This is a genomic window from Pseudomonas sp. Pso3, assembly GCF_055393275.1.
Genome location: NZ_AP043687.1, coordinates 3,473,686 through 3,496,133, shown reverse-complemented (window position 1 = coordinate 3,496,133; position 22,448 = coordinate 3,473,686). Strand labels below are relative to the sequence as shown.

At 67.8% G+C, this 22,448-nt stretch carries 20 protein-coding genes; 12 read left to right on the top strand and 8 right to left on the bottom strand.

The genetic code is table 11. The features are described 5' to 3' along the window. Position 1: 1 nt before the first annotated feature. The 4 genes from ACZ5R1_RS16535 to ACZ5R1_RS16520 are packed head-to-tail and all read right to left on the bottom strand — an operon-like array spanning position 2 to position 4,122. Entirely contained in the window at positions 2 to 1,285 is a 1,284-nt protein-coding gene (locus ACZ5R1_RS16535) for an MFS transporter (protein WP_042136037.1), read from the bottom strand. Between the two features lie 37 nt (positions 1,286 to 1,322). Next, on the bottom strand, positions 1,323 to 2,252 hold the full coding sequence (locus tag ACZ5R1_RS16530) for a sugar kinase (protein ID WP_027597055.1): 930 nt from the start codon (positions 2,250 to 2,252) through the stop codon (positions 1,323 to 1,325). Next, complete coding sequence (locus ACZ5R1_RS16525) at positions 2,245 to 3,027, bottom strand: sugar phosphate isomerase/epimerase family protein (protein ID WP_288493003.1); 783 nt, start codon at positions 3,025 to 3,027, stop codon at positions 2,245 to 2,247. Before ACZ5R1_RS16525 ends, ACZ5R1_RS16530 begins: the two co-directional genes overlap by 8 nt. Before the next feature lie 57 nt (positions 3,028 to 3,084). Then, complete coding sequence (locus tag ACZ5R1_RS16520) at positions 3,085 to 4,122, bottom strand: LacI family DNA-binding transcriptional regulator (protein WP_288493001.1); 1,038 nt, start codon at positions 4,120 to 4,122, stop codon at positions 3,085 to 3,087. A 163-nt stretch (positions 4,123 to 4,285) separates the two neighbouring features. Between ACZ5R1_RS16520 and ACZ5R1_RS16515 the strand changes: the two genes are divergently transcribed. The 3 genes from ACZ5R1_RS16515 (at position 4,286) to recX (ending at position 6,434) form a co-directional block, all read left to right on the top strand. Next, a complete protein-coding gene (locus ACZ5R1_RS16515; protein ID WP_027597052.1) occupies positions 4,286 to 4,786 on the top strand; it encodes a CinA family protein in 501 nt (166 codons plus the stop codon). An 86-nt stretch (positions 4,787 to 4,872) separates the two neighbouring features. Next, a complete protein-coding gene (recA, locus tag ACZ5R1_RS16510; RefSeq protein ID WP_007159381.1) occupies positions 4,873 to 5,916 on the top strand; it encodes a recombinase RecA in 1,044 nt (347 codons plus the stop codon). 110 nt (positions 5,917 to 6,026) lie between these two features. Next, positions 6,027 to 6,434, top strand: a complete 408-nt coding sequence (gene recX, locus ACZ5R1_RS16505) for a recombination regulator RecX (protein WP_042136188.1) — start codon at positions 6,027 to 6,029, stop codon at positions 6,432 to 6,434. 381 nt (positions 6,435 to 6,815) lie between these two features. On the opposite strand, the gene ACZ5R1_RS16500 is transcribed toward recX, so the two are convergent. Together ACZ5R1_RS16500 and ACZ5R1_RS16495 are read right to left on the bottom strand one after the other, a co-directional pair. Further along, positions 6,816 to 7,895, bottom strand: coding sequence for an LOG family protein (locus tag ACZ5R1_RS16500; RefSeq protein WP_108581299.1), 1,080 nt, complete (start codon positions 7,893 to 7,895; stop codon positions 6,816 to 6,818). Between the two features lie 15 nt (positions 7,896 to 7,910). Next, positions 7,911 to 8,318, bottom strand: coding sequence for a quorum-sensing-regulated virulence factor family protein (locus ACZ5R1_RS16495; RefSeq protein ID WP_027597050.1), 408 nt, complete (start codon positions 8,316 to 8,318; stop codon positions 7,911 to 7,913). Positions 8,319 to 8,459: 141 nt separating this feature from the next. Here ACZ5R1_RS16495 and ACZ5R1_RS16490 point away from each other — a divergent pair, with 141 nt between their 5' ends. Continuing rightward, on the top strand, positions 8,460 to 9,197 hold the full coding sequence (locus ACZ5R1_RS16490; protein ID WP_027602597.1) for a tRNA-uridine aminocarboxypropyltransferase: 738 nt from the start codon (positions 8,460 to 8,462) through the stop codon (positions 9,195 to 9,197). On the opposite strand, the gene ACZ5R1_RS16485 is transcribed toward ACZ5R1_RS16490, so the two are convergent. Then, entirely contained in the window at positions 9,190 to 10,086 is an 897-nt protein-coding gene (locus ACZ5R1_RS16485) for a DMT family transporter (RefSeq protein WP_007159376.1), read from the bottom strand. The genes ACZ5R1_RS16490 and ACZ5R1_RS16485 overlap by 8 nt on opposite strands. 172 nt (positions 10,087 to 10,258) lie before the next feature. Between ACZ5R1_RS16485 and erdR the strand changes: the two genes are divergently transcribed. Next, positions 10,259 to 10,909: a response regulator transcription factor ErdR gene (gene erdR / locus ACZ5R1_RS16480; RefSeq protein WP_007159375.1), complete on the top strand. Its 651-nt coding sequence runs from the start codon at positions 10,259 to 10,261 to the stop codon at positions 10,907 to 10,909. Positions 10,910 to 11,019: 110 nt separating this feature from the next. Then, the gene (locus tag ACZ5R1_RS16475) at positions 11,020 to 11,388 is read left to right on the top strand and encodes a diacylglycerol kinase (RefSeq protein WP_007159374.1); all 369 of its coding nucleotides are present in this window, start codon (positions 11,020 to 11,022) and stop codon (positions 11,386 to 11,388) included. A gap of 12 nt (positions 11,389 to 11,400) precedes the next feature. Here ACZ5R1_RS16475 and ACZ5R1_RS16470 read toward each other — a convergent pair whose 3' ends face one another. Further along, complete coding sequence (locus ACZ5R1_RS16470) at positions 11,401 to 12,600, bottom strand: zinc-binding metallopeptidase family protein (RefSeq protein ID WP_464712570.1); 1,200 nt, start codon at positions 12,598 to 12,600, stop codon at positions 11,401 to 11,403. 312 nt (positions 12,601 to 12,912) lie between these two features. Between ACZ5R1_RS16470 and ACZ5R1_RS16465 the strand changes: the two genes are divergently transcribed. The 6 genes from ACZ5R1_RS16465 to hutH all read left to right on the top strand — a co-directional run bounded on the left by ACZ5R1_RS16465 (position 12,913) and on the right by hutH (position 22,422). Beyond that, the gene (locus tag ACZ5R1_RS16465; protein WP_156930112.1) at positions 12,913 to 15,393 is read left to right on the top strand and encodes a circularly permuted type 2 ATP-grasp protein; all 2,481 of its coding nucleotides are present in this window, start codon (positions 12,913 to 12,915) and stop codon (positions 15,391 to 15,393) included. Further along, a complete protein-coding gene (locus ACZ5R1_RS16460; protein WP_042136017.1) occupies positions 15,393 to 16,274 on the top strand; it encodes a transglutaminase family protein in 882 nt (293 codons plus the stop codon). The genes ACZ5R1_RS16465 and ACZ5R1_RS16460 overlap by 1 nt, the downstream gene beginning before the upstream one ends. A 759-nt stretch (positions 16,275 to 17,033) precedes the next feature. Next, a complete protein-coding gene (gene hutI, locus ACZ5R1_RS16455; protein ID WP_464712569.1) occupies positions 17,034 to 18,248 on the top strand; it encodes an imidazolonepropionase in 1,215 nt (404 codons plus the stop codon). After that, positions 18,238 to 19,182: a formimidoylglutamase gene (gene hutG, locus ACZ5R1_RS16450; RefSeq protein WP_464712568.1), complete on the top strand. Its 945-nt coding sequence runs from the start codon at positions 18,238 to 18,240 to the stop codon at positions 19,180 to 19,182. Before hutI ends, hutG begins: the two co-directional genes overlap by 11 nt. A gap of 33 nt (positions 19,183 to 19,215) precedes the next feature. Further along, positions 19,216 to 20,886, top strand: coding sequence for a urocanate hydratase (gene hutU, locus ACZ5R1_RS16445; RefSeq protein ID WP_464712567.1), 1,671 nt, complete (start codon positions 19,216 to 19,218; stop codon positions 20,884 to 20,886). Between the two features lie 3 nt (positions 20,887 to 20,889). After that, entirely contained in the window at positions 20,890 to 22,422 is a 1,533-nt protein-coding gene (gene hutH, locus ACZ5R1_RS16440; RefSeq protein WP_464712566.1) for a histidine ammonia-lyase, read from the top strand. The last annotated feature ends 26 nt before the right edge of the window (positions 22,423 to 22,448 follow it).

Genomic DNA, 22,448 nt, shown 5'->3' with positions numbered 1-22,448 from the left:
TCTAGTGACTGGCGGCGGGCTTGAGCGCCGCGGCGCGGGCGACCGGCTCCTGGCGCAGCAGCAGGGTCAGGACCACGGCCACCAGTAGGGCGCCGCCCATGAAGCCGAAGGACGCCCCGGGACCGCCGGTCACGCCATTGAGATAGCCCACCAGGTAGGAGCCGGCAAAGGAGCCCAGGGCACCCATGCTATTGATCAGCGCCATGGCGCCACCAGCGACGTTGCCGGGCAAAATTTCCGGGACGATGGCGAAGAAGGGGCCATAGGGGGCGTACATGCAGGCACCGGCCACCACCAGCAGGGCATAGGACCACCAGAAGTGCTGGGTGCCGAGGGCGAAGGAGCCGAGGAAGGCCAGGGCGGCGATCAGTAGCGGCGGCCAGACGAACAGCTTGCGATTCTGCAGGCGATCCGACGCCCAGGACACGCCGACCATGGCCAGCACGGCGGCGAGGTAGGGCAGCGAAGACAGCCAGCCGGCCTGGACGATGTCCAGTTGGGCACCCTTGCGCAGGATCGAGGGCAGCCAGATGACGAAGCCATAGACGCCGATGCTCCAGCAGAAATACTGCAGGGACAGCAGGATGACCTTGGGCGAGCGGAAGGCTTCGGCGTAGTTCTTGACCGGCTTCATGCCCTGCTGCTCGGCCTTCAGGGCTTCTTCCAGGCGGGCCTTCTCGGCCTGATCGAGCCACTTGGCATCCTTGGGGCGCTCGTCGGCGATCCGCCACCAGATAAAGGCCCATATCACCGCCGGCAGGCCTTCGATGATGAACATCCAGCGCCAATCCAGGGCATGGATCAGATAACCCGAGACCACCGACATCCAGAGGATGGTCACCGGATTGCCGAGGATCAGAAAGGTGTTGGCCCGGGAGCGCTCGCGCTTGGTGAACCAGTGGCAGAGATAGACCAGCATCGCCGGCATCACCGCGGCTTCCACCACACCGAGCAGGAAGCGGATGGCGATCAGCAGGGTGACGTTGGGCACCATGCCGGTCAGGGTCGCCAGGCCGCCCCAGCCGATCAGGCTCCAGAAGATCAGCCGCTTGACGCTGCGCTTCTCGGCGTAGATGGCGCCAGGCACCTGGAAGAAGAAGTAGCCGAGAAAGAACAGTGCGCCGAGCAGCGACGACATCGCCGGAGTGATGCCCAGGTCGTCGGCCATGCCCGAGGCGGCCGCGAAGCCATAGTTGGCTCGATCGAGATAGGCCAGGCTGTAGGTGATGAAGACCACCGGCATCAGATACCACCAGCGGCGTGGAGCGAGAGAAGAGGCGTTCATGGGGTCACCTGCTTGATTGTTCTTGTAGGGGTGTAGATCAGGGTAGTTCGTGACGGTAGGGCAGTCCTTCCATGTCGCCGACCACCTGCACGGCGCGGGCGCCGATCCAGTTGCCACGGGCGACGGCGGTAGCGACGTCGAGACCGTCGAGCAGGGCGCTTACGAAGCCGGTGGCGAAGCCATCGCCGGCGCCGACGGTGTCGACCACTTCGGCCACGGGCACACCGGGGACCTCGCCCTCGGCGTCGGGCGTGCGCCAGTAGCCGCCCTCGGGGCCGAGCTTGATGGCCACGGCCTTGGCGCCACGGTCGAGGTAGAAGGCGGCGATGTCCGCCGGGGTGTCGTAGCCGGTCAGCAGGCGGCCCTCGGCCAGGCCGGGCAGCACCCAGTCGGCCAGGGCGGCGAGGTCGTTGAGTTCACGGCGCATCTGGTCTTCGCTGTCCCACAGCGACGGCCGCAGATTGGGATCGAAGGAGATGCTGCGGCCGGCGTCGCGCATGGCCTGCAGCAGGTGCCGGCTGAAGGCGCGGGCGCTGGGCGACAGCGCTGGCGGGATACCGGTGGCATGCAGGTGACGCGCCTGGAGCAGGCTGGGGTCGAAGTCTTCCTCGATGTTGAGGTGGCTGGCCGCCGAGCCGCGGCGGAAGTACTCGACCACCGGATCGCTGCCATCGGTGGCGCGAGACTTGAGCTGAAAGCCGGTGGGGTGCCGGGGATCGATCCTGAGGCGGCGGCAGTCCAGCCCCTCGGCTTCGAGGCTGGCGCGCACGAAGCGGCCAAAGGAGTCATCGCCGACCCGCGACAGCCAGGTGACCTTGAAGCCCAGGCGGCTCAGGCCGATGGCCACGTTGTTGTCGGCGCCGGCGATGCGCTTGCCGAACTGGCCGACCGTGGCCAGCTCGCCCGGCGTCTCGGCGACGAACATGGTCATGGTTTCGCCAAAGGCGAGGATGTCGATGTCAGCCATGCCGGCGCGCCTCCTGAACCTGGGCATCCAGGGTGCGCAACGCCGCCACCTGGCGACGGGTCTCGGCCAGCAGATCCGCACCCATCAGGGGAAATTCGATGGCCCGCCGCAGGCCGCTGGGGAAGTGCGTGATCAGCCCCTGCCAAGCCAGCAGGTCCGCGGCTTCCGGCGGCACCGCATGCAGGCCACCGGCACGCCGGCGCACCGCCTTGCAATGCAGGTAACGGACGTCCGGGCCGAGCAGGCGGGCGGCCTGCAGCGGGTCTTCGTCCTGCCAGCGCCAGTTGCCGACATCGAAGGTCAGTCCCACCGGCAGCTGCGCTGCCCGCGCCGCCTGGATGAAGGCGCGCAGCGGTTCGATCCGGCCACCCTGGGCGGTCTGGTCGTTTTCCACCAGCAGTTGAGGGCCGGCGTCGGTCAGCAGGGGGGTGAGCGCCGCCAGCTCGGCTGCGGCGCGATAGTGCCCGAGGGATACCTTGAGCGTGTCGGCGCCCAGCAGGCGGGCCTCGGCGAGGGCGGCGGGGAGGCGTGGCGAGAGCGCGGCGTCGGTCTCGGGCCAGAGCTCCAGGGGGACGGAATAGACGCAGCCCAGGCCGGCGGCCCGGATGGCGGCGCCCAGGGCCGCGAAGTCGGGGGCCTCGGTAAAGAGTTCGGCGCGGATCTCCACATGGGAGGCTCCCGCGGCGGCGATCAGATCGAGCCAGGCGGCCTGACCCTGGGCTCGGACCCCGTCGGCGCCAAAGGCCGAGGTGGTGATGGCGATCTCCGGTGGCATTGTTGTTCTCCTGAAACCGGTTTCAAAGAAAGACGGGCAAAAAGACGAAAGGTGCCCCTAGGTTCTGGCGCGAGTCGACTGGCGGATACGCAACTCCGCGCCGAAGGTCTGCTGCACCGGAGCGCTGCGATCGCCGTCGATACGCCGCTGCAGGCGCTCGAAGGCGGCCACGCCCAGGGCATGGGTCGGTTGGGCCAGGGCGCTGATACCGCCGCCCACCAGGGGAAACCAATCCAGATCATCCAGGGCCAACAGACCGAAGCGCTCGAACAGGGGCTCGCCCAGGGCTTGCAGCGCCAGGGTGGTGGCCAGGGTCGCCACACCGTTGGCGGTGAGCAGCGCCTTGGGACCGGGACTGGGAGCGGCGAGGAAGGTGGCGAGGGCGGTCTGCAGCGCCAGGGCATCGTCAGCCTGGGCGCAATGGGTACCACGGCAGTCGGGGTGTTCGGCCAGTGCCGTGTCGAAGGCCGTCAGGCGCTGGCGGCGCGAGCTGGTGCCGTCCAGGGGTTCGCTGACCAGCAGCAGGTCGCGATAGCCCTGGCGTTGCAGGTGGGCGACCCCGGTGGCGATGGCCTGGTGGTTGTCGAGTCCGACCAGATCGGCCTCGACGCCGGGCAGTTCGCGATCCAGCAGCACCAGCGGCAGGCGGCTGCCCAGCTGGCGCAGGTCGGCGGCGTGCTGGCCGAAGGTGTTCACGATCAGGCCTTCGATGCTGTAGGACTGCAGCGCGGCCAGTTGCTGGCGCTCCTGGCGGGCGTCCTGATCCGTATTGCAGATCAGCAGCGAATAGCCCTGCTGGCGGCAGGCGGTTTCGACGCCATGCATGACCGCGGTGGAGTAGGGGTTGAGCAGGTCGGCCACCAGCATGCCGATCAGGCGACTGCGACCGCGCTTGAGGCCGCGGGCCATCTGGTTGGGCTGGAAATCGAGGGCGACCACGGCCTGCTCGATGCGCGCGGCAAGGGAGTCGGACAGCAGGCGGCGATCACCGCTGATGTAGCGGGACACGCTGGCCTTGGATACGCCGGCGGCGGCGGCCACTTCGGCGATGGTCGCACGGGTGGCGCGCGGACCAGGGAGATAGACATCGTTCATGGCATACCGCTGTTAGGATTTTGTAGGTGCCTGAAACCGGTTTCAGTAAATCTTTTCTCACGCGCGGCGGCAAGCCGGTCTAAGGTGCAGGCCGACCAGTGGTCGCCGCAGCCACTCGCTTGCCGCGGTCACCTTCTAAGTCTCTTTGCACAGGAAGCTCTCGATGGACCTCCTCGACAGCCTGGCCCAACGCCTCGGTGAAGCCCTGCAGGCGGCCGGCGCCCAGGTCACCACCGCCGAATCCTGCACCGGTGGCGGTATCGCTGAAGCCATTACCCGCATCGCCGGCAGCTCCGCCTGGTTCGAGGCCGGCTTCGTCACCTATTCCAACCGCCAGAAGACCCTGCAGCTGGACGTGCCCGAGGCCCTGTTCGAGCAGGTCGGAGCGGTCAGCGAAGAGGTGGTGACGGCCATGGCGCTGGGTGCGCAACAGCGCGCCGGGGCGCGCTTCGCCGTGGCGGTGAGCGGGATCGCCGGGCCGGGTGGCGCGGTGCCGGGCAAGCCGGTCGGCACCGTCTGGCTGGCCTGGCGCGACGGCGAGAAATTGCGCACTGAACGGCAGGTCTTTGCCGGCGATCGCGCCGCCGTCCGCCAGCAGACCCAGGTCCGCGCGCTGGAGGTTTTATTGGCGTTTCTGACCGAGGAAAAAGGCCCTCAGGTGTAGCAACCAAGGGGCGACTATGGTTTAATACTGTTCACTTATACAGGTATCCACGGCCGTCTGGCCCTTCTTTCTCCGAGAGGAATCTAATGGACGACAACAAAAAGCGTGCCCTGGCCGCGGCCTTGGGACAGATTGAAAAGCAATTCGGCAAGGGCACCGTTATGCGCATGGGCGATCACGATCGCCAGGCCATTCCGGCGATTTCCACCGGCTCCCTGGGTCTCGACATCGCCCTCGGCATCGGCGGTCTGCCCAAGGGCCGTATCGTCGAAATCTACGGTCCCGAGTCCTCGGGCAAGACCACCCTGACCCTGTCGGTCATCGCCCAGGCCCAGAAGCAGGGCGCCACCTGCGCCTTCGTCGACGCCGAGCACGCGCTGGACCCGGACTATGCCGGCAAGCTGGGCGTCAACGTCGACGACCTGTTGGTGTCCCAGCCGGATACCGGCGAACAGGCCCTGGAAATCACCGACATGCTGGTGCGCTCCAACGCGGTCGACGTCATCATCGTCGACTCCGTGGCCGCCCTGGTGCCCAAGGCCGAGATCGAAGGCGAGATGGGTGACATGCACGTGGGTCTGCAGGCGCGTCTGATGTCCCAGGCGCTGCGCAAGATCACCGGCAACATCAAGAACGCCAACTGTCTGGTCATCTTCATCAACCAGATCCGCATGAAGATCGGTGTGATGTTCGGCAACCCCGAGACCACCACCGGCGGTAACGCCCTGAAGTTCTACTCCTCGGTCCGTCTCGACATCCGCCGCATCGGCGCGGTGAAGGAAGGCGACGAGGTGATCGGTAGCGAAACCCGCGTCAAGGTGGTCAAGAACAAGGTGGCACCGCCGTTCCGTCAGGCCGAGTTCCAGATCCTCTACGGCAAGGGTATCTACCTGAACGGCGAGATCATCGATCTGGGCGTGCAACTGGGTCTGATCGAGAAGTCGGGCGCCTGGTACAGCTACCAGGGCAGCAAGATCGGCCAGGGCAAGGGCAACGCGGCCAAGTTCCTGGAAGACAATCCCGAGATCAAGGGCGCCGTGGACAAGGCGATCCGCGAGAAGCTGCTGAGCCAGCCGACCAATCAGAAGGCCGAAGTGGCCGCTGAAGAAGACGCTGACGTCGATTTCTGATCGCCGGCCAGTGCTCTAGACGACCCCCGCCCCGTGCGGGGGTTTTCGCATAAGGAGGATCACCCTTGGGCAATCCACTGGATACCACCGCTGCCATCCGTTTCGCCGCTATGGACCTCCTGGCGCGTCGCGAGCATGGCCGTGAAGAGCTGTCGCGCAAGCTGCGGCGGCGCGGGGCCGAGGAAAGCCTGCTCGGTCCGGTGCTGGATCGCCTGGCCGAGGATGGCCTGCTCGACGAAAGCCGCTATCTGGAGAGCTATATCGCCAGCCGTGCCCGTTCCGGTTACGGCCCCATGCGGATCCGCGAAGAACTGGGCCAGCGTGGCCTGAAAAGAGAGCAGGTGGAAACGGCCCTGCGCGAAGCGGATGTGGACTGGCAGGCGCAGCTGGAAGAGGTGTGGCGCCGGAAATTCGGTACACCGCCGGCCGACGCCAAGGAGCGCGCCAAGCAGGGCCGCTTCCTGGCCTACCGAGGTTATGCCATGGACGGGATCAACCGGGTGCTGAGCCGGCGGTAATGGGGCTTGGCTTGCGGTGTTGGGCTTTGCTGCGCTCAGTGCCGCCTACAGGTCCACTCCGCCCGCGGTGAGCGACTGATTGCGGAAAACGGCTAACCCCCTCTCCCTGAGGGAGAGGGTTGGGGTGAGGGCGCGCGTCGCGGTGATGCCCGAGGGGGAAAAGGAGGCGTCGTTTTCCCGTGCTGTTACCTGGAAACGAATCGAGCTCAGCGCTATCGCGGCCATGGGCCGCTCCTACCCTCAACTCAGCGTCTGTAGGAGCGGCCCATGGCCGCGATGTCAGCAATCAACCTCGGTCGCGCAGGTTTGCCCTGAGCAGAGTGCAGACCAACATCGATTCTGGTGTTGGAGAGCGTTGGGCTTCGCTGCGCTCAACCCAACCTAGGTGGCTGCCCAATGCTCCGGTCGATTGAGTTCGTCCACCAGTTCGCGCAGGCGGCCATAGTGACGGCCGTGGAAGTCGAAGGTGAGGCGCGTCAGGTGGGCGAATTCCGCTTCGTCGGCCTCGCCTTCGCCCGGGGCCAGCTGGGTGAAGCCCGGGGTGCGGCAGAGGTCGGCGAAATCCGTGGCCAGCTGCTCCAGGCAGGCGGGGGTCACGGCGTGCTTGAGGCGGATATGCAGCAGGCCGTCACGCCGGCGGGTGGAGTGGTAGTTGCCGTAGAAGTGCTCGATCTCGGCCGCCGCGGCTTCCGGCGAACGCACCAGGCGCACCAGCTTGAGATCGGCGGGGAGGATGTAGCCTTCTTCCAGCAGATTGCGCTGCAGATAGGCCAGGGTGTCGTCCCAGAAATGGCCGTCGGGGGTGTCCAGCAGGACCAGCGGCACCAGGGGGCTCTTGCCGGTCTGGATCAGGGTGAGCACCTCGAAGGTCTCGTCCAGGGTGCCGAAGCCGCCGGGGCAGAGTACCAGGGCGTCCGCCTCCTTCAAAAAGAACAGCTTGCGCACATAGAAGAAATGAAAGGACAGCAGGTGATCCGTGCCTTCGATGGTCGGATTGGCGCGCTGTTCGAAGGGCAGGGTGATGTTGAAGCCGAGACTGGCTTCGGGCCCCGCGCCCTCGTGGGCGGCGCCCATGATGCCGGCGCCACCGCCGGTGATGACCATCATGTCGCGGCGGGCCAGGGCGCTGCCCAGCTCGCGGGCGAGGGTATAGAGGCCGTGATCGATGCGGGTCCGCGCCGAGCCGAACACCGTGACCTTGCGCCGCCGGCGAAAGCGCTCCAGGGTGCGGAAGGCCTGCTCCAGCTCCTTGAGCGTCTGCAGCATGATCTTGGCGTCCCAGCGCGCCGGATTGGTCTGCGCCATGCGCACCACCGTCACCAGCATCTCGCGGTAGAGGCCGAGATTGGGGCTGCCGCCCGGCAGGGCGTGCGCCAGCAATTCGTCGATGCGCTGACCGAGGTCCGCGGCGCTGGGCTCCACATGGCGGGCCAGGTAGCTGTCGTCGCTGTCCTCGGTCATGGCCGCGGTCTCCGCTTACTTGCCCAGGCCGCAGTCGGCGGCCTGGAAGCGCTCGACCATGACCGGCTTGTTGGTCTGGTATTCGGTGAAGTCATAGACCAGGGTGGCGCCGCGGGCCAGCAACTGGCGATAGCCGTTGTTCTGGCAGACGCTCTCGGCGAGCTGCACCCGCACCGTGGCCGGATTCTCGCGCATGCGGGCGGCATGGGCCGGGCGGACGCTGAGGTTGTTGATCAGCTGCTTGCCCTGCACGGTGTAGCCGCGGTCGAGGATGTCCTCGTTGATGGCGCGGGGCGTGCCCTGGCTGCTTTCGGTGGCCACCTTGCGCAGCATCTGGTTGAGCTCGTGGTCCTTGAGCGACTCGGCCGCCTGGACGGTGAAGGGCAGGGCGAGGGTCAGGGCGAGTAAAGCAAAACGAGGCATCGTGTTCTCCAGCGTAGAGGAGCCCGTTTCGACCGTGGTCGCGGGCGGGGGTTCGCAAGGCGTCTGCGCAGGGTAACCTGCCTGGCCGCCGCGGGCATCCCGATCGCTCTGGTAAACTGCGCTTTTGCCCGCGAGCCCGGCATGACCCCGATCAGCGACACCCCTCTGCATGCCGTGGCCCGTTTGCGCCAGGAGCGCCTGGCGCGCAGCATCAAGCCCTTCATCGCTCGTGGCTCGCGCATGGCGCGCTGCCCGAATTGCCGCCTGGCGCCCAGCCACTGCCTCTGCGACCTGCGTCCCCTGCGCCAGACCCAGGCCGGCATGTGCCTGCTGATGCACGACGTCGAGCCGCTCAAGCCGAGCAACACCGGCTGGCTGATCGCCGACGTGGTGGCCGACACCCACGCCTTCGGCTGGAGTCGCACGGCGGTGGATCCGGCGCTGCCGGATTTGCTCGCGCAGCCCGAGTGGCAACCGCTGCTGGTGTTTCCCGGCGAATACGCCGCGCCCGAGCGGGTGGTCGAGAGCCTGCCGCTGGCCCCCGGTCAGCGCCCGCTGTTCGTGCTGCTGGATGCCACCTGGACCGAGGCGCGCAAGATGTTTCGCAAGAGTCCCTATCTGGACCACCTGCCGGTGCTGAGCTTTCAGCCCAATGCGCTGTCGCGCTACCGGTTGCGGCGCTCCACCCGCGGCGAGCACCTGTGCACCGCCGAGGTCGCCGCCCTGTGCCTGGAACTGGCCGGTGAGGCACCGGCCGGACGCCTGCTGGAGGCCTATCTGGATGTCTTCAGCGAGCGCTACCTGGATGCCAAGCATCACCTGCCGCTGGCGGCGGACAGCCCGGCCAGCCAGCAACTGAAGACCCTGCGCGCTAGTTGACCGGCTTGACCTCGACCGGCGCCTGGCGCGGCCAGAGCTGGGCGGCGAGCATGCCGGCGAACATCAGGACGCAACCCAGGTAGCCACGACCGCTGAGGGCCTCGCCCAGCAGCCAGGCACCAAAGAAGGCGGCGAACACCGCCTCCAGGGAAAAGATCACCGCCGCATGGGAGGCGATGGCGCCGCGTTGGGCGAAGACCTGCAAGGTGTAGCCGATGCCGGCGGCGATCACCCCGCCATAGAGCAGCTCGGGCAGGGCCAGGACGATCCGCGTCGACTGGATCGGCTCGAACGCCAGCGCCAGCGCGAGGCTGAGCACGGCGCAGACGCCGAATTGCAGAATCGACAGCACCGTGGCGTCGTGGCGACTGGAATAGTGACCCACCAGCAGCACATGAACGCCCCAGGCCAGGGCGCCGGCCAGTTGCAGCAGATCGCCCGAGGCCACCTGGAAGTTGTCACCGATGCTCAGCAGGCCCATGCCCACCACCGCCAGGCTGGCGCCGATCCAGGTGCCCAGATGGCTGCGCTGGCCGAGCAGCAGCCCCAGCAGCGGCACCACGATGACATAGAGACCGGTGATGAAGCCGGAGTTGGTCACGCTGGTGAACAGCAGGCCGACCTGCTGCAGATTGATGCCCAGGGTCAGCACCAGGCCCATCAGCAGGCCGCCCTTGAGGGTGTCGCGGGTCAGGCGCTGCTGACGGCCGCGGCGGCGCAGGAACAGTAGCAGCGGGACCAGGGTCAGGGCGCCCAGGGCGAATCTCAGGCCGGTGTAGAGAAAGGGACCGATGTGCTCCATACCGCCGGTCTGGGCGACGAAGGCGCTGCCCCAGATAAGGGCGGTGAGCAGCATGAGCAGATCGGCACGCAGGGCGGCGCTGGGCATGGGGCATCTCTTGGGCAAAACGGCAACTGTGCCGCAAACCGCAGGGCCTTGCCTACCGTCGGCGAGCCACCCGGCCTTGCTCCCGTCCGCGCCGTTCGGCATGCTTGCGTGCAGCCCGTGCGCCAGCTTCCTGGTCGATGGGGGCGCTCACGACAACAAGGAAAGCTACACCATGGCGGCTGCCTACCAGATCCTGATCGCCGACGATCATCCGCTGTTTCGCAGCGCGCTGCAGCAGGCCCTGACCCTGGGGCTGGGTGCCCAGGCGCGGCTCACCGAAGTGGCCGACATCGCCGAACTCCAGGCCTGCCTGGCCGAGCGCACCGACTGGGATCTGGTCCTGCTCGATCTCAACATGCCCGGCGCCTATGGCTTTTCCGGACTGGTCCTCTTGCGCGGCCAGTATCCCCAGGTGCCGGTGGTGATGATCTCGGCCCAGGAAGAACCGGCGGTGGTGCAGCGCGCCCGGGAATTCGGCGCCAGTGGCTTCATTCCCAAGTCCAGCGATCTGAGCACCCTGCAACAGGCGGTCAGTCAGGTGCTGGATGGCGATACCTGGTGGCCACCGCAGGTGGAAGGCGCCGCGGCCCTGAGCGAGGAGGCCAAGGCCGCCAGTGCCGGCCTCGCCAGTCTCACGCCGCAGCAATTCCGGGTGCTCACCATGCTCTGCGAGGGGCTGCTCAACAAGCAGATCGCCTTCGAGTTGAATGTCTCCGAAGCCACGGTCAAGGCCCATGCCACGGCCATCTTTCGTAAACTCGGCGTCCGCACCCGCACCCAGGCGGCCCTGCTGCTGCAGCAGCTGGAGAGCACGTCCGGCTGATGTCCGCTGGCAGCGGCGCCCGGCGTGGGCGTGACTGCCCGCTTTCCACTTTTCCGCACCTGCCGTCCACGCGCGGCGGCGGTTCGCCCCTGCTGGATGGAGCTTTTTTCGTGATCTCTCCCTACAAAGGCAAGACCGGTCTGCGCCGGGTCATCAACGCCACCGGCTATTCCCTGGCCGGCCTGCGCACGGCCTTTCGCCAGGAAGCGGCCTTTCGTTCGCTGGTGCTGCTCAACGTGGTGCTGGTGCCCCTGGCCTTCTGGCTGGATGTGAGTCGCGGCGAGCGGGCGCTGCTGGTGGCGGTCTGCCTGCTGTCGCTGGTGGTCGAATTGTTCAACGCCGCCATCGAGGCGGTGGTGGATCGGATTTCCCTGGACTGGCACGAACTGTCGAAGAACGCCAAGGACCTTGGCAGTGCCGCGCAGTTCGTGGCCATGATCATCATCGCCGTGGTCTGGGGCATCGTCCTGCTCGGCTGAGCAGGACGAGGATCACAGGGTCGCGCCCAAAGTGGCGCCGGCTGCCGTGTCGTCCGCGGCGAGGCCCCTTTCCACCAGGCTGGGCTGGGCCGAATGGATGACCTTGTGGATGAAGTGCAGCTTGGCGATCACCGGGGCGGGCAGGGCGAAGGGATAGAAGTCCGGCTGGCCCATGCTGCGGGACAATTCGTTGAGCATGGCCGCCAGTTCGATCCAGGCATTGGCGAAGCCGAGGAATTCGTCGTCGCTGCGGTCTTCCGCCTCGTATAGCGCCTCGCGGGTAAAGGGCTGGAAGTCCAGCTGCAGGCTGCCGGCGTTCATGCCCAGGCTGGCGGCGGTGGCCAGGGTATCCATCATGTGCAGGTAGTGCGCCCATGTCTCCGCCCAGTCCTCCCAGGGGTGCATGGTGGCGTAGGCGCTGACGTACTGGCTTTCCCAGCCGGCCGGTGCGGCCTGTTCATAGTGGCGCTGCAGGGCTTCGCCATAGTCGGCGCGCTCGTCGCCGAAGAGGGAGCGGAAGGGCTCTTCCCAGTCGGTCCCGGCGACCAGACGATCGAAGTAGTAATGCCCGACCTCGTGGCGGAAATGGCCGAGCAGGGTGCGATAGGGCTCGTGCATGTCGGCACGGACCTTTTCCCGGTGGGCGTCGTCTGCCTCGAGGATGTTCAGGGTGATGAGGCCATTGGCATGCCCGGTGGTGGGGGTGCCGGTGGCGTCGGGGGCGAGGAAGTCGAAGGCGAGTCCGTGCTCGGCATCCACGGTCTGGGGGATCACCTGCAGCCCCAGCCCCAGCAACTGGGCGACCAGTTGCCGCTTGGCCAGCTCCAGCTTGCGCCAGCGCTCGCCGTTGCCCTCGAAGGACAGATCCGGAATGGTGTGGTTGAGCTGGCAGGCCACGCAGAATTCATTGCCGGAATCGGCCGGCACCAGCCAGTTGCAGGCAGCGGGCGTGTCCAGGTTGGCGCAACGGCGATAGAGGCCGCTGCCGGCCTCGGGCAACTGCCAGAGACCGCCTTCGCCCGGCAGCAGCGCCGTCGGCGTGCCCTGGTCCGGGGCGTAGCCCAGGGCGTTGCCACAGGCCAGGCATTCGCTGTTGGGAAAGAAGATGGCCTGGCCGCAGGTGCAGTTGGCGACCTTGCGCTGGACGGGCAGGGCGCGCAGGGCGTTGCGTTGCTGACGATTGGAACTGTAGCTTCCGAGAAAATTGCGCATGGGGGCTGATACCTGGCGAGAGCGGCCGCGTCGGACGCCGGCGGAGCGCCGGCGTCTTGCTAGCGAATTAGTAGAGCGGCCAGACCCTGGAGTTCCGGGTTGTTCGTCGCCTGGGACGACCGGCGAAGGCTCTGGGATCGGTCCCGGCAACCGCTGACGCTCCGCTGGCCGTGGTGGCCCGCGTTTGCGGTGGCGCATCCCGAGCCACACCACTACCCTAGTGACCATCGAAACGGGCGCGGGCGTTGCGGCGCCCCCGCCGCTGCGCGCCGTCCGAATCCGCTTCCGTACCCTGTCAGCCGTCCCTTGACCATGCCCCCGAACGCTTCCCGCAATGCCAGCGACATGACCGGCAGCTACCACGAACTCTGGAGTCCGCGGGGCGGCGTGCGGCCGCCCTGGCGCCGTTTCTACGGGCACCTGGCCGGGCTGCGACCCGCCCAGCTCGACCAGCGCCAGGCCCTGATCGCGCGGCAGATCCAGGAAAACGGCGTGACCTACAATGTCTACGCCGATCCCAAGGGCAGCGACCGGCCCTGGGCCCTGGACCTCTTGCCCCAGCTGATCTCGGCGGAGGAGTGGGCGCCCCTGGCCGCCGGCGTGGCGCAGCGGGCCCGCCTGCTGAATCGGGTACTGGGCGATCTCTATGGCGAACAGCGCCTGTTGCACGAGCGGCTGCTGCCGCCGGAGCTGGTGTTCGGGCACAACAACTTTCTCTGGGCTTGCCAGGGGTTGCGTCCGCCGGGCGATACCTGGCTGCACGTCTATGCGGTGGATCTGGCGCGGGCGCCCGATGGCCGCTGGTGGGTGCTGGCCGATCGCACCCAGGCGCCGTCCGGCGCCGGCTATGCCCTGGAGAATCGCCACATCGTGGCGCGGGCCTTTCCCGAGTTGCACCGCGATCTGCAGGTCCAGCCGCTCAATGGCTACTTCCAGGCGCTGCAGCGCACCCTGAGCACCGGCCTGGACACCGGCGAGGAGGCGCCGCTGGCGGTGCTGCTGACGCCGGGGCGCTACAACGAGACCTACTTCGAGCACCTCTACCAGGCGCGGCAACTGGGCTTCCCGCTGGTGGAAGGCCAGGACCTCACGGTGCGCGACGCCTGCCTCTATCTCAAGACCCTGAGCGGGCTGAGGCGCGTCCATGCGGTGTTCCGCCGGCTGGACGACGACTTCTGCGATCCGCTGGAATTGCGCACCGACTCGGCGCTGGGCGTACCCGGACTGCTGGAAGCGGTGCGCCAGGGCAACGTCATCATGGCCAATGCCCTGGGCAGCGGCTTGCTGGAGTCGCCCGGTCTGCTGGGCTTTCTGCCCGGTGTCTGCCAGGCCCTGCTGGGCGAGACCCTGGCATTGCCTTCCGTCGCCACCTGGTGGTGCGGCGAGACGCCGGTGCGCGAAGCGGCCCTGGCGAGGCTGGCGGAGCTGGTGATCAAGCCGGCCTATCCGGCCCAGGGCTTCGAGCCGGTGTTCGGCAAGGCCCTGGATGCCGCGGGGCTGGCCGAACTGCGCGCGCGCATCCTGGCCACGCCCCACGCCTATGTGGCCCAGGAACGCATCCAGCTGTCCCAGGCGCCGGTCTGGCAGGGCAGCAGTCTGCAGTCGCGGGCCATCGGCATGCGCGTCTATGCGGTGGCCAGCGAAGACGGCTACTGGGTGATGCCCGGTGGGCTGACCCGGGTCGCTCATGAAGGCGCCGCGGTGGTGTCCATGCAGCGCGGCGGGTCGAGCAAGGACACCTGGGTGCTGGGCGGCAGTCGCGGCGCCGCCGAGGTACCCGGGGCGCGGGTGCTGGGGGTGCGCGACCTGGTGCGCAAGGACCCCTTCCTGCCCTCGCGCACGGCCGAGAATCTGTTCTGGTACGGTCGCTACAGCGAGCGCTGCGAGGATGCCGCGCGCCTGCTGCGGATCGTCCTGAGTCGCTACCTGGACGCCGACGACGGCGGGCCGGCGGTGCAGTCGGCCATCGATCTGGCCACGGCCCTGGAATTGCTGCCCGCGGGCGGCCGGCTGGCGGAGCAGCTGCACGCCGCCCTGGGGCCGGGCGACTTTCCAAGCGGCCTGGGCGCCAATCTGCAACGGCTGCACTGGGCCGCGGCCCAGGTCCGCGGCCGGCTGTCGCCGGAGAACTGGCGCGCCATCCGCGAGGTGGAGCGCGAGGCCCATGGCCTGGGCCAGGTCGGCAGCGAGCCGGGCGAGGCGCTGCAGAGTCTCAACCGCCTGGTGATGGCGCTGGCGGCGGTGGCCGGCTTCACCTTCGACGACATGACCCACGACGAGAGCTGGCGCTTTCTGATGATCGGCCGGCGCATCGAACGGGTGCAATTCCTCGCCGGCAGCCTGGCGCACTTCCTCGAAGGCGGCGCCACCTGGGATGCGGCGGGCCTGGAATGGCTGCTGGAGCTGGGCAACAGCATCATCACCTATCGCTCGCGCTATCAGGCGGCGCCCCAGCTGATCCCGGTGCTGGACCTGCTGATGCTGCACGAGCACAACCCCTATTCGATCCGCTTCCAGCTGCATGCACTGATCAACGCCGTGGAGCACCTGGAGCGCTATTACGGCCTGCCCCGCGATCCGGCATTGCACGATACCTACGACCGCCTGCGCCGCTTCGACCTCGGCACCCTGGAGAGCACCCTGTTCGGCGACGCCGGCCGGGTCGAGGTGCAGCAGGGCCTGGCGCGCCTGCTGCGACAGATCGCCGAGGCCAGCAGCCAGCTGTCCGAACGGGTCATCTATCGCTGCTTCGCCCATGTCGACGCCGTCAGCCAGCGCACGGTGTCCATGTGATGAATCAGGTTCGCTATCGCATCCAGCACGACACCCACTATCGCTACGAGGCGCCGGTGTCGCTGTCGCAGCAGCTGCTGCACCTGTTGCCACGCGACTGCGCCTGGCAGCGCTGCCTGTCCCGGCAACTGGTGATCCTGCCGCAGCCGACCCAGCGCCAAGACGCCTGGGACGCCTTCGGCAATCCGCTGACCCGGCTGTCCTTCGAGCGGCCCCACGACGAACTCTATGTCGGCACCGAGCTGGAGGTGGAAGTGGACTCCCGCGCCGGTCTCGGGCTGGCGGATTCGCCCCCCTGGGAACAGGTGCGCGATGGCCTGCGCTATCCCGCGGACCGGGTGCCGCTGGACGTCCATCACTTCCGTTTCGAATCCCCGGCGGTGCCCCTGGACGGCATCTTCGCCCGTTTTGCCGAGGACTGCTTCCCACCGGGCCGCCCCCTGCTGCTGGGCTGCCGGGCGCTGATGGAAAAAGTCCACCGCGAATTCCGCTTCGACGCCACCGCCACCCAGGTGGCGACGCCGCTGCGCGAGGTGCTGGAGCATCGCCATGGCGTCTGCCAGGACTTCGCCCACCTGATGCTGGCCTGCCTGCGCGCCCTGGGGCTGGTGGCGCGCTATGTCAGTGGCTATCTGCTGACCCGGCCGCCGCCGGGCAAGCCGCGGCTGATCGGTGCCGACGCCTCCCACGCCTGGGTCAGCGTGCATTGCCCGCTGCTGGGCTGGGTCGACTTCGATCCCACCAACGATGTCCTGCCGGACCTGGAGCACATCACCCTGGCCTGGGGGCGCGACTTCACCGACGTCTCGCCGCTACGCGGGGTGATCCTCGGCGGCGGCGACCACGATCCGGTGGTCGAGGTGACGGTGACGCCGCTGTAGCGTGCTTGGCTTGGCTTGGCTTGGCTTGGCAAGCATTCCAGCTATGAAACACCTGTCTCCAGCGCGGTAGCGTGGAAAACGGCGCAGCCTTTTCCACCGGGACTGCGTGGCAAGGTGCACCCTCACCCCCCCCTCTCCCGCAGGAAGAGGGGGGGGTCGAGCAGGCGTTCAGCTCTGTCTCCGAAACGCCTACCTACAGTGCAGTAGCGTGGAAAACGGCGCAGCCTTTTCCACCGGGACTGCGTGGCGAGGGTTGCCTCACCCCAGCCCTCTCCCGCGGGGAGAGGGGGTGTTCGAGCAGGCGTTCAGCTCTGTCTCCGAAACGCCTACCTGCAGTGCTGTAGCGTGGAAAACGGCGCAGCCTTTTCCACTGGGACTGTGTGGCTAAGTTCGCCCTCACCCCAACCCTGTCCCGCGGGGAGAGGGGGTGTTCGAGCAGGCAGCTCTATCAGTCCGGGCAAGATCGCCATCAGCTGTCGCACCTGCTTGTAGAAGTAGAGGCGACGCTGACCGTGGTTATTTTCAAGATAGAGCCCTAGTTAGGCCGGCCTTCGCTGGGTCGTGGCAACGGGCGACCACTCTTGCGTCTCCGCTATTTATTATTGTCTATACAAAATGAGTATCGCCTTTCTCTGGTGCTGAGCTTCCGTAGCATCGCCATCAGCATTCTGCGTGCACCACAGGTAGGGAGCAACTCCATGTGCTTGACCAGGGATCGACTCTGGATTAAATGTATATACATTAACCGGAGAGGTTACCATGTCCGTCGCTACCCAAGCGCTGCTCTGGCGCCATGTCACCCTGTTCGATGGCCTCCAGACCTGGCCCACGCCCATGGCCGTGCGGGTGGAGGCTGGCCGCATTGTCGGACTCTGGCCGGAAGCCGACTTCCTGGCCGCGCAGGGCGAGGGGGCCGAACTGGCCGGGAAAGGCGGGGTGCTGACGCCCGGGCTGGTGGATTGCCATACCCACCTGGTCCATGCCGGCCATCGTGCCGGGGAATTCGAGCAGCGGCTGGAAGGGACGAGCTATGCCGAGATCGCCCGGGCCGGTGGTGGCATCCTCGGCACGGTGCGCGCGACGCGGGCGGCCAGCGAGGCAGAACTCTTCGCCGTTGCCCGACCGCGCTTGCAGGCGCTGATCGACGAGGGCGTCACCACCGTGGAGATCAAGTCCGGCTATGGCCTGACCGTGGCCGACGAACTCAAGCTATTGCGGGTCGCTCGGCGTCTGGGCGAGGCGCTGCCGGTACGGGTGATCACCACGCTGCTGGGCGCCCATGCCGTACCGCCGGAATTCCAGGGCGATGCCGAGGGCTACGTCGATCTGGTCTGTCGGGAGATGATCCCGGCCGCGGTGGCCGAGGGCCTGGCCGATGCGGTGGACGTCTTCTGCGAGGGCATCGCCTTTTCGCCGGCTCAGTGTGAGCGGGTATTCCTGGCGGCGCGCGAGCACGGTCTGCCGATCAAGGCCCATGCCGAGCAGCTGTCCAACCTAGGTGGCAGCGCTCTGGCCGCGCGGCTGGGCGCGCTGTCGGCGGATCATGTGGAGTATCTCGACGAAGCCGGAGTGCGTGCCCTGGCCGCCGCCGGTACGGTCGCCGTGCTCTTGCCCGGCGCCTTCCTGATGCTGGGCGAAACCCGGCATCCGCCCGTCGAACTGCTGCGGCGGCACGGGGTGCCCATGGCCCTGGCCAGTGACGCCAACCCCGGCACCTCGCCACTCTATCTGCCGACCCTGATCGCGCACCTGGGCTGCACCCTGTTTCGCCTGACCCCCCGCGAGGCCCTGGCCGGCATGACCGCCCATGCCGCCCAGGCCCTGGGTCGCCCGGAACTGGGCCGCATCCAGGTGGGCGCCCCGGCGGATCTCTGCCTGTGGGACGTCGGTCAGCCGGCCGAGCTGGCCTATGAGGTGCGTCCGGGGCGCCTGCGGCAGCGCGTCTTCGCCGGGGAGGTGCAGCATGTTCGCTGATCGCCAGACCCTGGAATGCTGGACCGGTCGTACCGATCCGGAAGCCGACGCCTTGCGCTGGCACCAGTGCATCCAGCCGCTGGCCGTGGACAGCGCGCCGGGTATGGCGCTGCTGGGTTTCGCCTGCGACGAGGGGGTGCGGCGCAATCAGGGGCGCACCGGCGCTGCCGAGGGTCCCGTCGCCCTGCGGCGGGCCCTGGCCAATGTCGCCTGGCAGCGTCAGGGTCCAGCCTATGATGCCGGTGATATCCGCTGCGCCGACGGTGATCTGGAAGGCGCTCAGACGCGCCTGGCCGGGGCCGTGCGCGGTCTGCTGGACGGCGGTCATCTGCCGCTGGTGCTGGGCGGCGGTCACGAGGTGGCCTGGGCCAGCTGGTCGGGCCTGGCGCTGCACCTGGCCAAGACGCTGCCCAAGCCGCGCATCGGCATCGTCAATTTCGATGCCCACCTGGACCTGCGCGATCCGACTCGGGGACCCACCTCAGGTACGCCCTTCGCCCAGATCGCCGCGCACTGCGCCACCCACGGCTGGCCCTTCCACTATGCCTGCCTGGGCCTGAGTCTGGCGGCCAATACCCGCACCCTGCTCAGGCGTGCCGCCGAGCTGGATGTGCTGATCCGCGAAGACCATGAGATTCGCGAGGGCAGCCTGGAGCGCATCGGCGCCGAGCTGGACGCCTTCGCCGCCGGCTGCGATGCCCTCTATCTCACCTTCGACCTGGATGTGCTGCCCGCGGGCGAGGCGCCCGGGGTCAGCGCGCCTGCCGCCCATGGCGTCAGCCTCGCCCTGCTGGAACCCATGATCCGCCGGCTCAAGGCCAGCGGCAAGTTGCGCCTGGCCGACGTGGCCGAACTCAATCCCGCGCTCGACCAGGACGGCCGCACCGCCCGGGTCGCGGCGCGGCTGATCCATACCCTGGCACTGGACCTCTAGGGCCTGCCGCGAACAACAAGAGAGGAAGACCCCATGACCCGTTTTCGTGAAGGTGAGATTCGCGCCCCCCGCGGCACCCAGCTCAATGCCAAGAGCTGGCTGACCGAGGCGCCGCTGCGCATGCTGATGAACAATCTCGATCCCGCGGTCGCGGAAAACCCCCAGGAGCTGGTGGTCTACGGCGGCATCGGCCGCGCGGCGCGCAACTGGGAGTGTTACGACAGGATCGTCGAGAGCCTCAAGGCGCTGGGTGACGACGAAACCCTGCTGGTGCAATCGGGCAAGCCGGTCGGGGTGTTCAAGACTCACGCCGATGCCCCGCGGGTGCTGATCGCCAACTCCAACCTGGTGCCGCACTGGGCCAGCTGGGAGCACTTCAACGAACTGGATGCCAAGGGCCTGGCCATGTACGGCCAGATGACCGCCGGCAGCTGGATCTACATCGGCAGCCAGGGCATCGTGCAGGGCACCTACGAGACCTTCGTCGAGGCCGGGCGCCAGCACTACCAGGGTGACCTGCGCGGCCGCTGGGTGCTGACCGCCGGTCTCGGTGGCATGGGCGGCGCCCAGCCCTTGGCCGCGACCCTGGCCGGCGCCTGTTCGCTGAACATCGAGTGCCAGCAGAGCCGTATCGATTTCCGCCTCAAGACCCGCTATGTGGACGAACAGGCCAGCGACCTGGACGACGCCCTGGCACGCATCGCCCGGCACACCGCCGCCGGTGCCGCGGTGTCCGTCGCCCTGCTGGGCAACGCCGCCGAGATCCTGCCGGAACTGGTCCGCCGCGGCGTGCGCCCGGATATGGTCACCGACCAGACTAGCGCCCACGATCCGCTCAATGGCTACCTGCCGGCCGGTTGGGGCTGGGAGCAGTATCGTGATCGCGCCCAGACCGATCCAGCTGCCGTGGTCGCCGCGGCCAAACAGTCGATGGCCGTGCACGTCCAGGCCATGCTCGACTTCCAGAAGATGGGCGTCCCCACCTTCGACTACGGTAACAACATCCGCCAGATGGCCCAGGAAGCCGGCGTCGCCGATGCCTTCGCCTTCCCGGGCTTCGTGCCGGCCTATATCCGTCCGCTGTTCTGCCGCGGCATCGGTCCGTTCCGCTGGGCCGCATTGTCGGGCGATGCCGAGGACATCCATCGCACCGACGCCAAGGTCAAGGAACTGATCCCCGATGACGCCCACCTGCACCGCTGGCTGGACATGGCCCGCGAGCGCATCGCCTTCCAGGGCTTGCCGGCGCGCATCTGCTGGGTCGGCCTGGGCCTGCGCGCCAAGCTGGGCCTGGCCTTCAACGAGATGGTGCGCAGCGGCGAACTCAAGGCGCCCATCGTCATCGGGCGTGATCACCTGGACAGCGGCTCGGTATCCAGCCCCAACCGCGAGACCGAGGCCATGCGGGACGGCTCCGATGCCGTCTCCGACTGGCCGCTGCTGAACGCCCTGCTCAACACCGCCAGCGGCGCCACCTGGGTCTCGCTGCACCACGGCGGCGGGGTAGGGATGGGCTTCTCCCAGCATTCCGGGATGGTCATCGTCTGCGACGGCACCGACGCCGCCGCCGCCCGTATCGCCCGGGTGCTGCACAACGACCCGGCCACCGGGGTGATGCGCCACGCCGACGCCGGCTATGACATCGCCATCGACTGCGCCCGCGAGCAGGGCCTGAATCTGCCCATGATCGGCAAAGGAGTCTGATCGATGCACACCCTTATCCTGAAACCCGGCACCCTCGATCTGGCCCAGCTGCGCCAGGCCTATCTGCAGCCGCTACGCATGGAGCTGGATCCCGCCGCTTATGCCGCCATCGACGCCAGCGTGGCCTGCGTGGAAAGCATCCTGGCCGAAGGCCGGACCGCCTATGGCATCAACACCGGCTTCGGCCTGCTGGCCTCGACGCGGATCGCGCCGGCGGATCTGGAAAAGCTGCAGCGCTCCCTGGTGCTGTCCCACGCCGCCGGCGTGGGCGAGGCGCTGGATGATGACCTGGTGCGGCTGATCATGCTGCTCAAGGTCAACAGCCTGGCCCGCGGTTTCTCCGCCATTCGCCGCCAGGTCATCGAGGCGCTGATCGCCCTGATCAATGCCGAGGTCTATCCGCACATCCCGCTCAAGGGCTCTGTGGGGGCCTCGGGTGACCTGGCGCCGCTGGCGCACATGTCGCTGGTGCTGATCGGCGAGAGCAAGGCGCGCTACCAGGGCCAGTGGCTGCCGGCCCGCGAGGCGCTGGCGATGGCGGGTCTCGAACCCATGACCCTGGCCGCCAAGGAGGGCCTGGCGCTGCTCAATGGTACCCAGGTGTCCACCGCCTATGCCCTGCGCGGGCTGTTCGAAGGCGAAGACCTGTTCGCCGCGGCCACGGTCTGCGGCGGCCTGAGCGTCGAGGCCATGCTCGGTTCTCGGGCGCCCTTCGATGCGCGTATCCATGCCGCGCGGGGCCAGCGTGGCCAGATCGACGTGGCCGCGGCCTATCGCGAGCTGCTCACTGACAGCAGCGAGGTGTCCCGCTCCCACGCCAATTGCGACAAGGTCCAGGATCCCTATTCGCTGCGCTGCCAGCCCCAGGTGATGGGCGCCTGCCTGACCCAGTTGCGTCAGGCCGCCGAGGTGCTGGAGGTGGAAGCCAACGCCGTGTCCGATAACCCATTGGTGTTCGCGGAAGAGGGCGACGTCATCTCCGGCGGCAACTTCCACGCCGAGCCGGTGGCCATGGCCGCCGACAACCTGGCCCTGGCCCTGGCCGAGATCGGCGCCCTGTCGGAGCGGCGCATCTCGCTGATGATGGATCGGCACATGTCCCAGCTGCCGCCCTTCCTGGTGGAGAACGGCGGGGTCAATTCCGGCTTCATGATCGCCCAGGTCACCGCCGCGGCCCTGGCCAGCGACAACAAGGCGCTGGCGCATCCAGCCAGTGTCGACAGCCTGCCCACCTCGGCCAACCAGGAGGACCATGTGTCCATGGCGCCGAATGCCGGCAAGCGGCTGTGGGCCATGGCCGAGAACGTGCGCGGCATCCTCGCCATCGAGTGGCTGGGCGCCTGCCAGGGCCTGGACTTCCGGCATGGCCTGAAGAGTTCGGAACGCCTGGAAAGGGCGCGCAGCCTCTTGCGCGAGAGGGTGCCCTACTACCAGGAAGACCGCTTCTTCGCCCCGGACATCGAGGCGGCCAGCGCGCTACTGGCCAGCGGTTGCCTGAACGGGCTGGTCACGCCGCGGCTGCTGCCCAGTCTCTGAGGCGGACGCGGTCCGGCAGCCAGAAG

What these genes read in the sequence shown, in the direction of transcription:
- ACZ5R1_RS16490 (WP_027602597.1), top strand. Translation starts at nt 8,460, where the DNA reads ATGACCCCGATCAGCGACACCCCTCTGCATGCCGTGGCCCGTTTGCGC.
- ACZ5R1_RS16485 (WP_007159376.1), bottom strand. Translation starts at nt 10,086, where the DNA reads ATGCCCAGCGCCGCCCTGCGTGCCGATCTGCTCATGCTGCTCACCGCC.
- hutI (WP_464712569.1), top strand. Translation starts at nt 17,034, where the DNA reads ATGTCCGTCGCTACCCAAGCGCTGCTCTGGCGCCATGTCACCCTGTTC.
- ACZ5R1_RS16465 (WP_156930112.1), top strand. Translation starts at nt 12,913, where the DNA reads ATGCCCCCGAACGCTTCCCGCAATGCCAGCGACATGACCGGCAGCTAC.
- ACZ5R1_RS16535 (WP_042136037.1), bottom strand. Translation starts at nt 1,285, where the DNA reads ATGAACGCCTCTTCTCTCGCTCCACGCCGCTGGTGGTATCTGATGCCG.
- ACZ5R1_RS16460 (WP_042136017.1), top strand. Translation starts at nt 15,393, where the DNA reads ATGAATCAGGTTCGCTATCGCATCCAGCACGACACCCACTATCGCTAC.
- ACZ5R1_RS16515 (WP_027597052.1), top strand. Translation starts at nt 4,286, where the DNA reads ATGGACCTCCTCGACAGCCTGGCCCAACGCCTCGGTGAAGCCCTGCAG.
- recX (WP_042136188.1), top strand. Translation starts at nt 6,027, where the DNA reads ATGGACCTCCTGGCGCGTCGCGAGCATGGCCGTGAAGAGCTGTCGCGC.
- hutH (WP_464712566.1), top strand. Translation starts at nt 20,890, where the DNA reads ATGCACACCCTTATCCTGAAACCCGGCACCCTCGATCTGGCCCAGCTG.
- ACZ5R1_RS16530 (WP_027597055.1), bottom strand. Translation starts at nt 2,252, where the DNA reads ATGGCTGACATCGACATCCTCGCCTTTGGCGAAACCATGACCATGTTC.
- ACZ5R1_RS16500 (WP_108581299.1), bottom strand. Translation starts at nt 7,895, where the DNA reads ATGACCGAGGACAGCGACGACAGCTACCTGGCCCGCCATGTGGAGCCC.
- ACZ5R1_RS16525 (WP_288493003.1), bottom strand. Translation starts at nt 3,027, where the DNA reads ATGCCACCGGAGATCGCCATCACCACCTCGGCCTTTGGCGCCGACGGG.
- hutU (WP_464712567.1), top strand. Translation starts at nt 19,216, where the DNA reads ATGACCCGTTTTCGTGAAGGTGAGATTCGCGCCCCCCGCGGCACCCAG.
- ACZ5R1_RS16520 (WP_288493001.1), bottom strand. Translation starts at nt 4,122, where the DNA reads ATGAACGATGTCTATCTCCCTGGTCCGCGCGCCACCCGTGCGACCATC.
- recA (WP_007159381.1), top strand. Translation starts at nt 4,873, where the DNA reads ATGGACGACAACAAAAAGCGTGCCCTGGCCGCGGCCTTGGGACAGATT.
- ACZ5R1_RS16470 (WP_464712570.1), bottom strand. Translation starts at nt 12,600, where the DNA reads ATGCGCAATTTTCTCGGAAGCTACAGTTCCAATCGTCAGCAACGCAAC.
- hutG (WP_464712568.1), top strand. Translation starts at nt 18,238, where the DNA reads ATGTTCGCTGATCGCCAGACCCTGGAATGCTGGACCGGTCGTACCGAT.
- erdR (WP_007159375.1), top strand. Translation starts at nt 10,259, where the DNA reads ATGGCGGCTGCCTACCAGATCCTGATCGCCGACGATCATCCGCTGTTT.
- ACZ5R1_RS16495 (WP_027597050.1), bottom strand. Translation starts at nt 8,318, where the DNA reads ATGCCTCGTTTTGCTTTACTCGCCCTGACCCTCGCCCTGCCCTTCACC.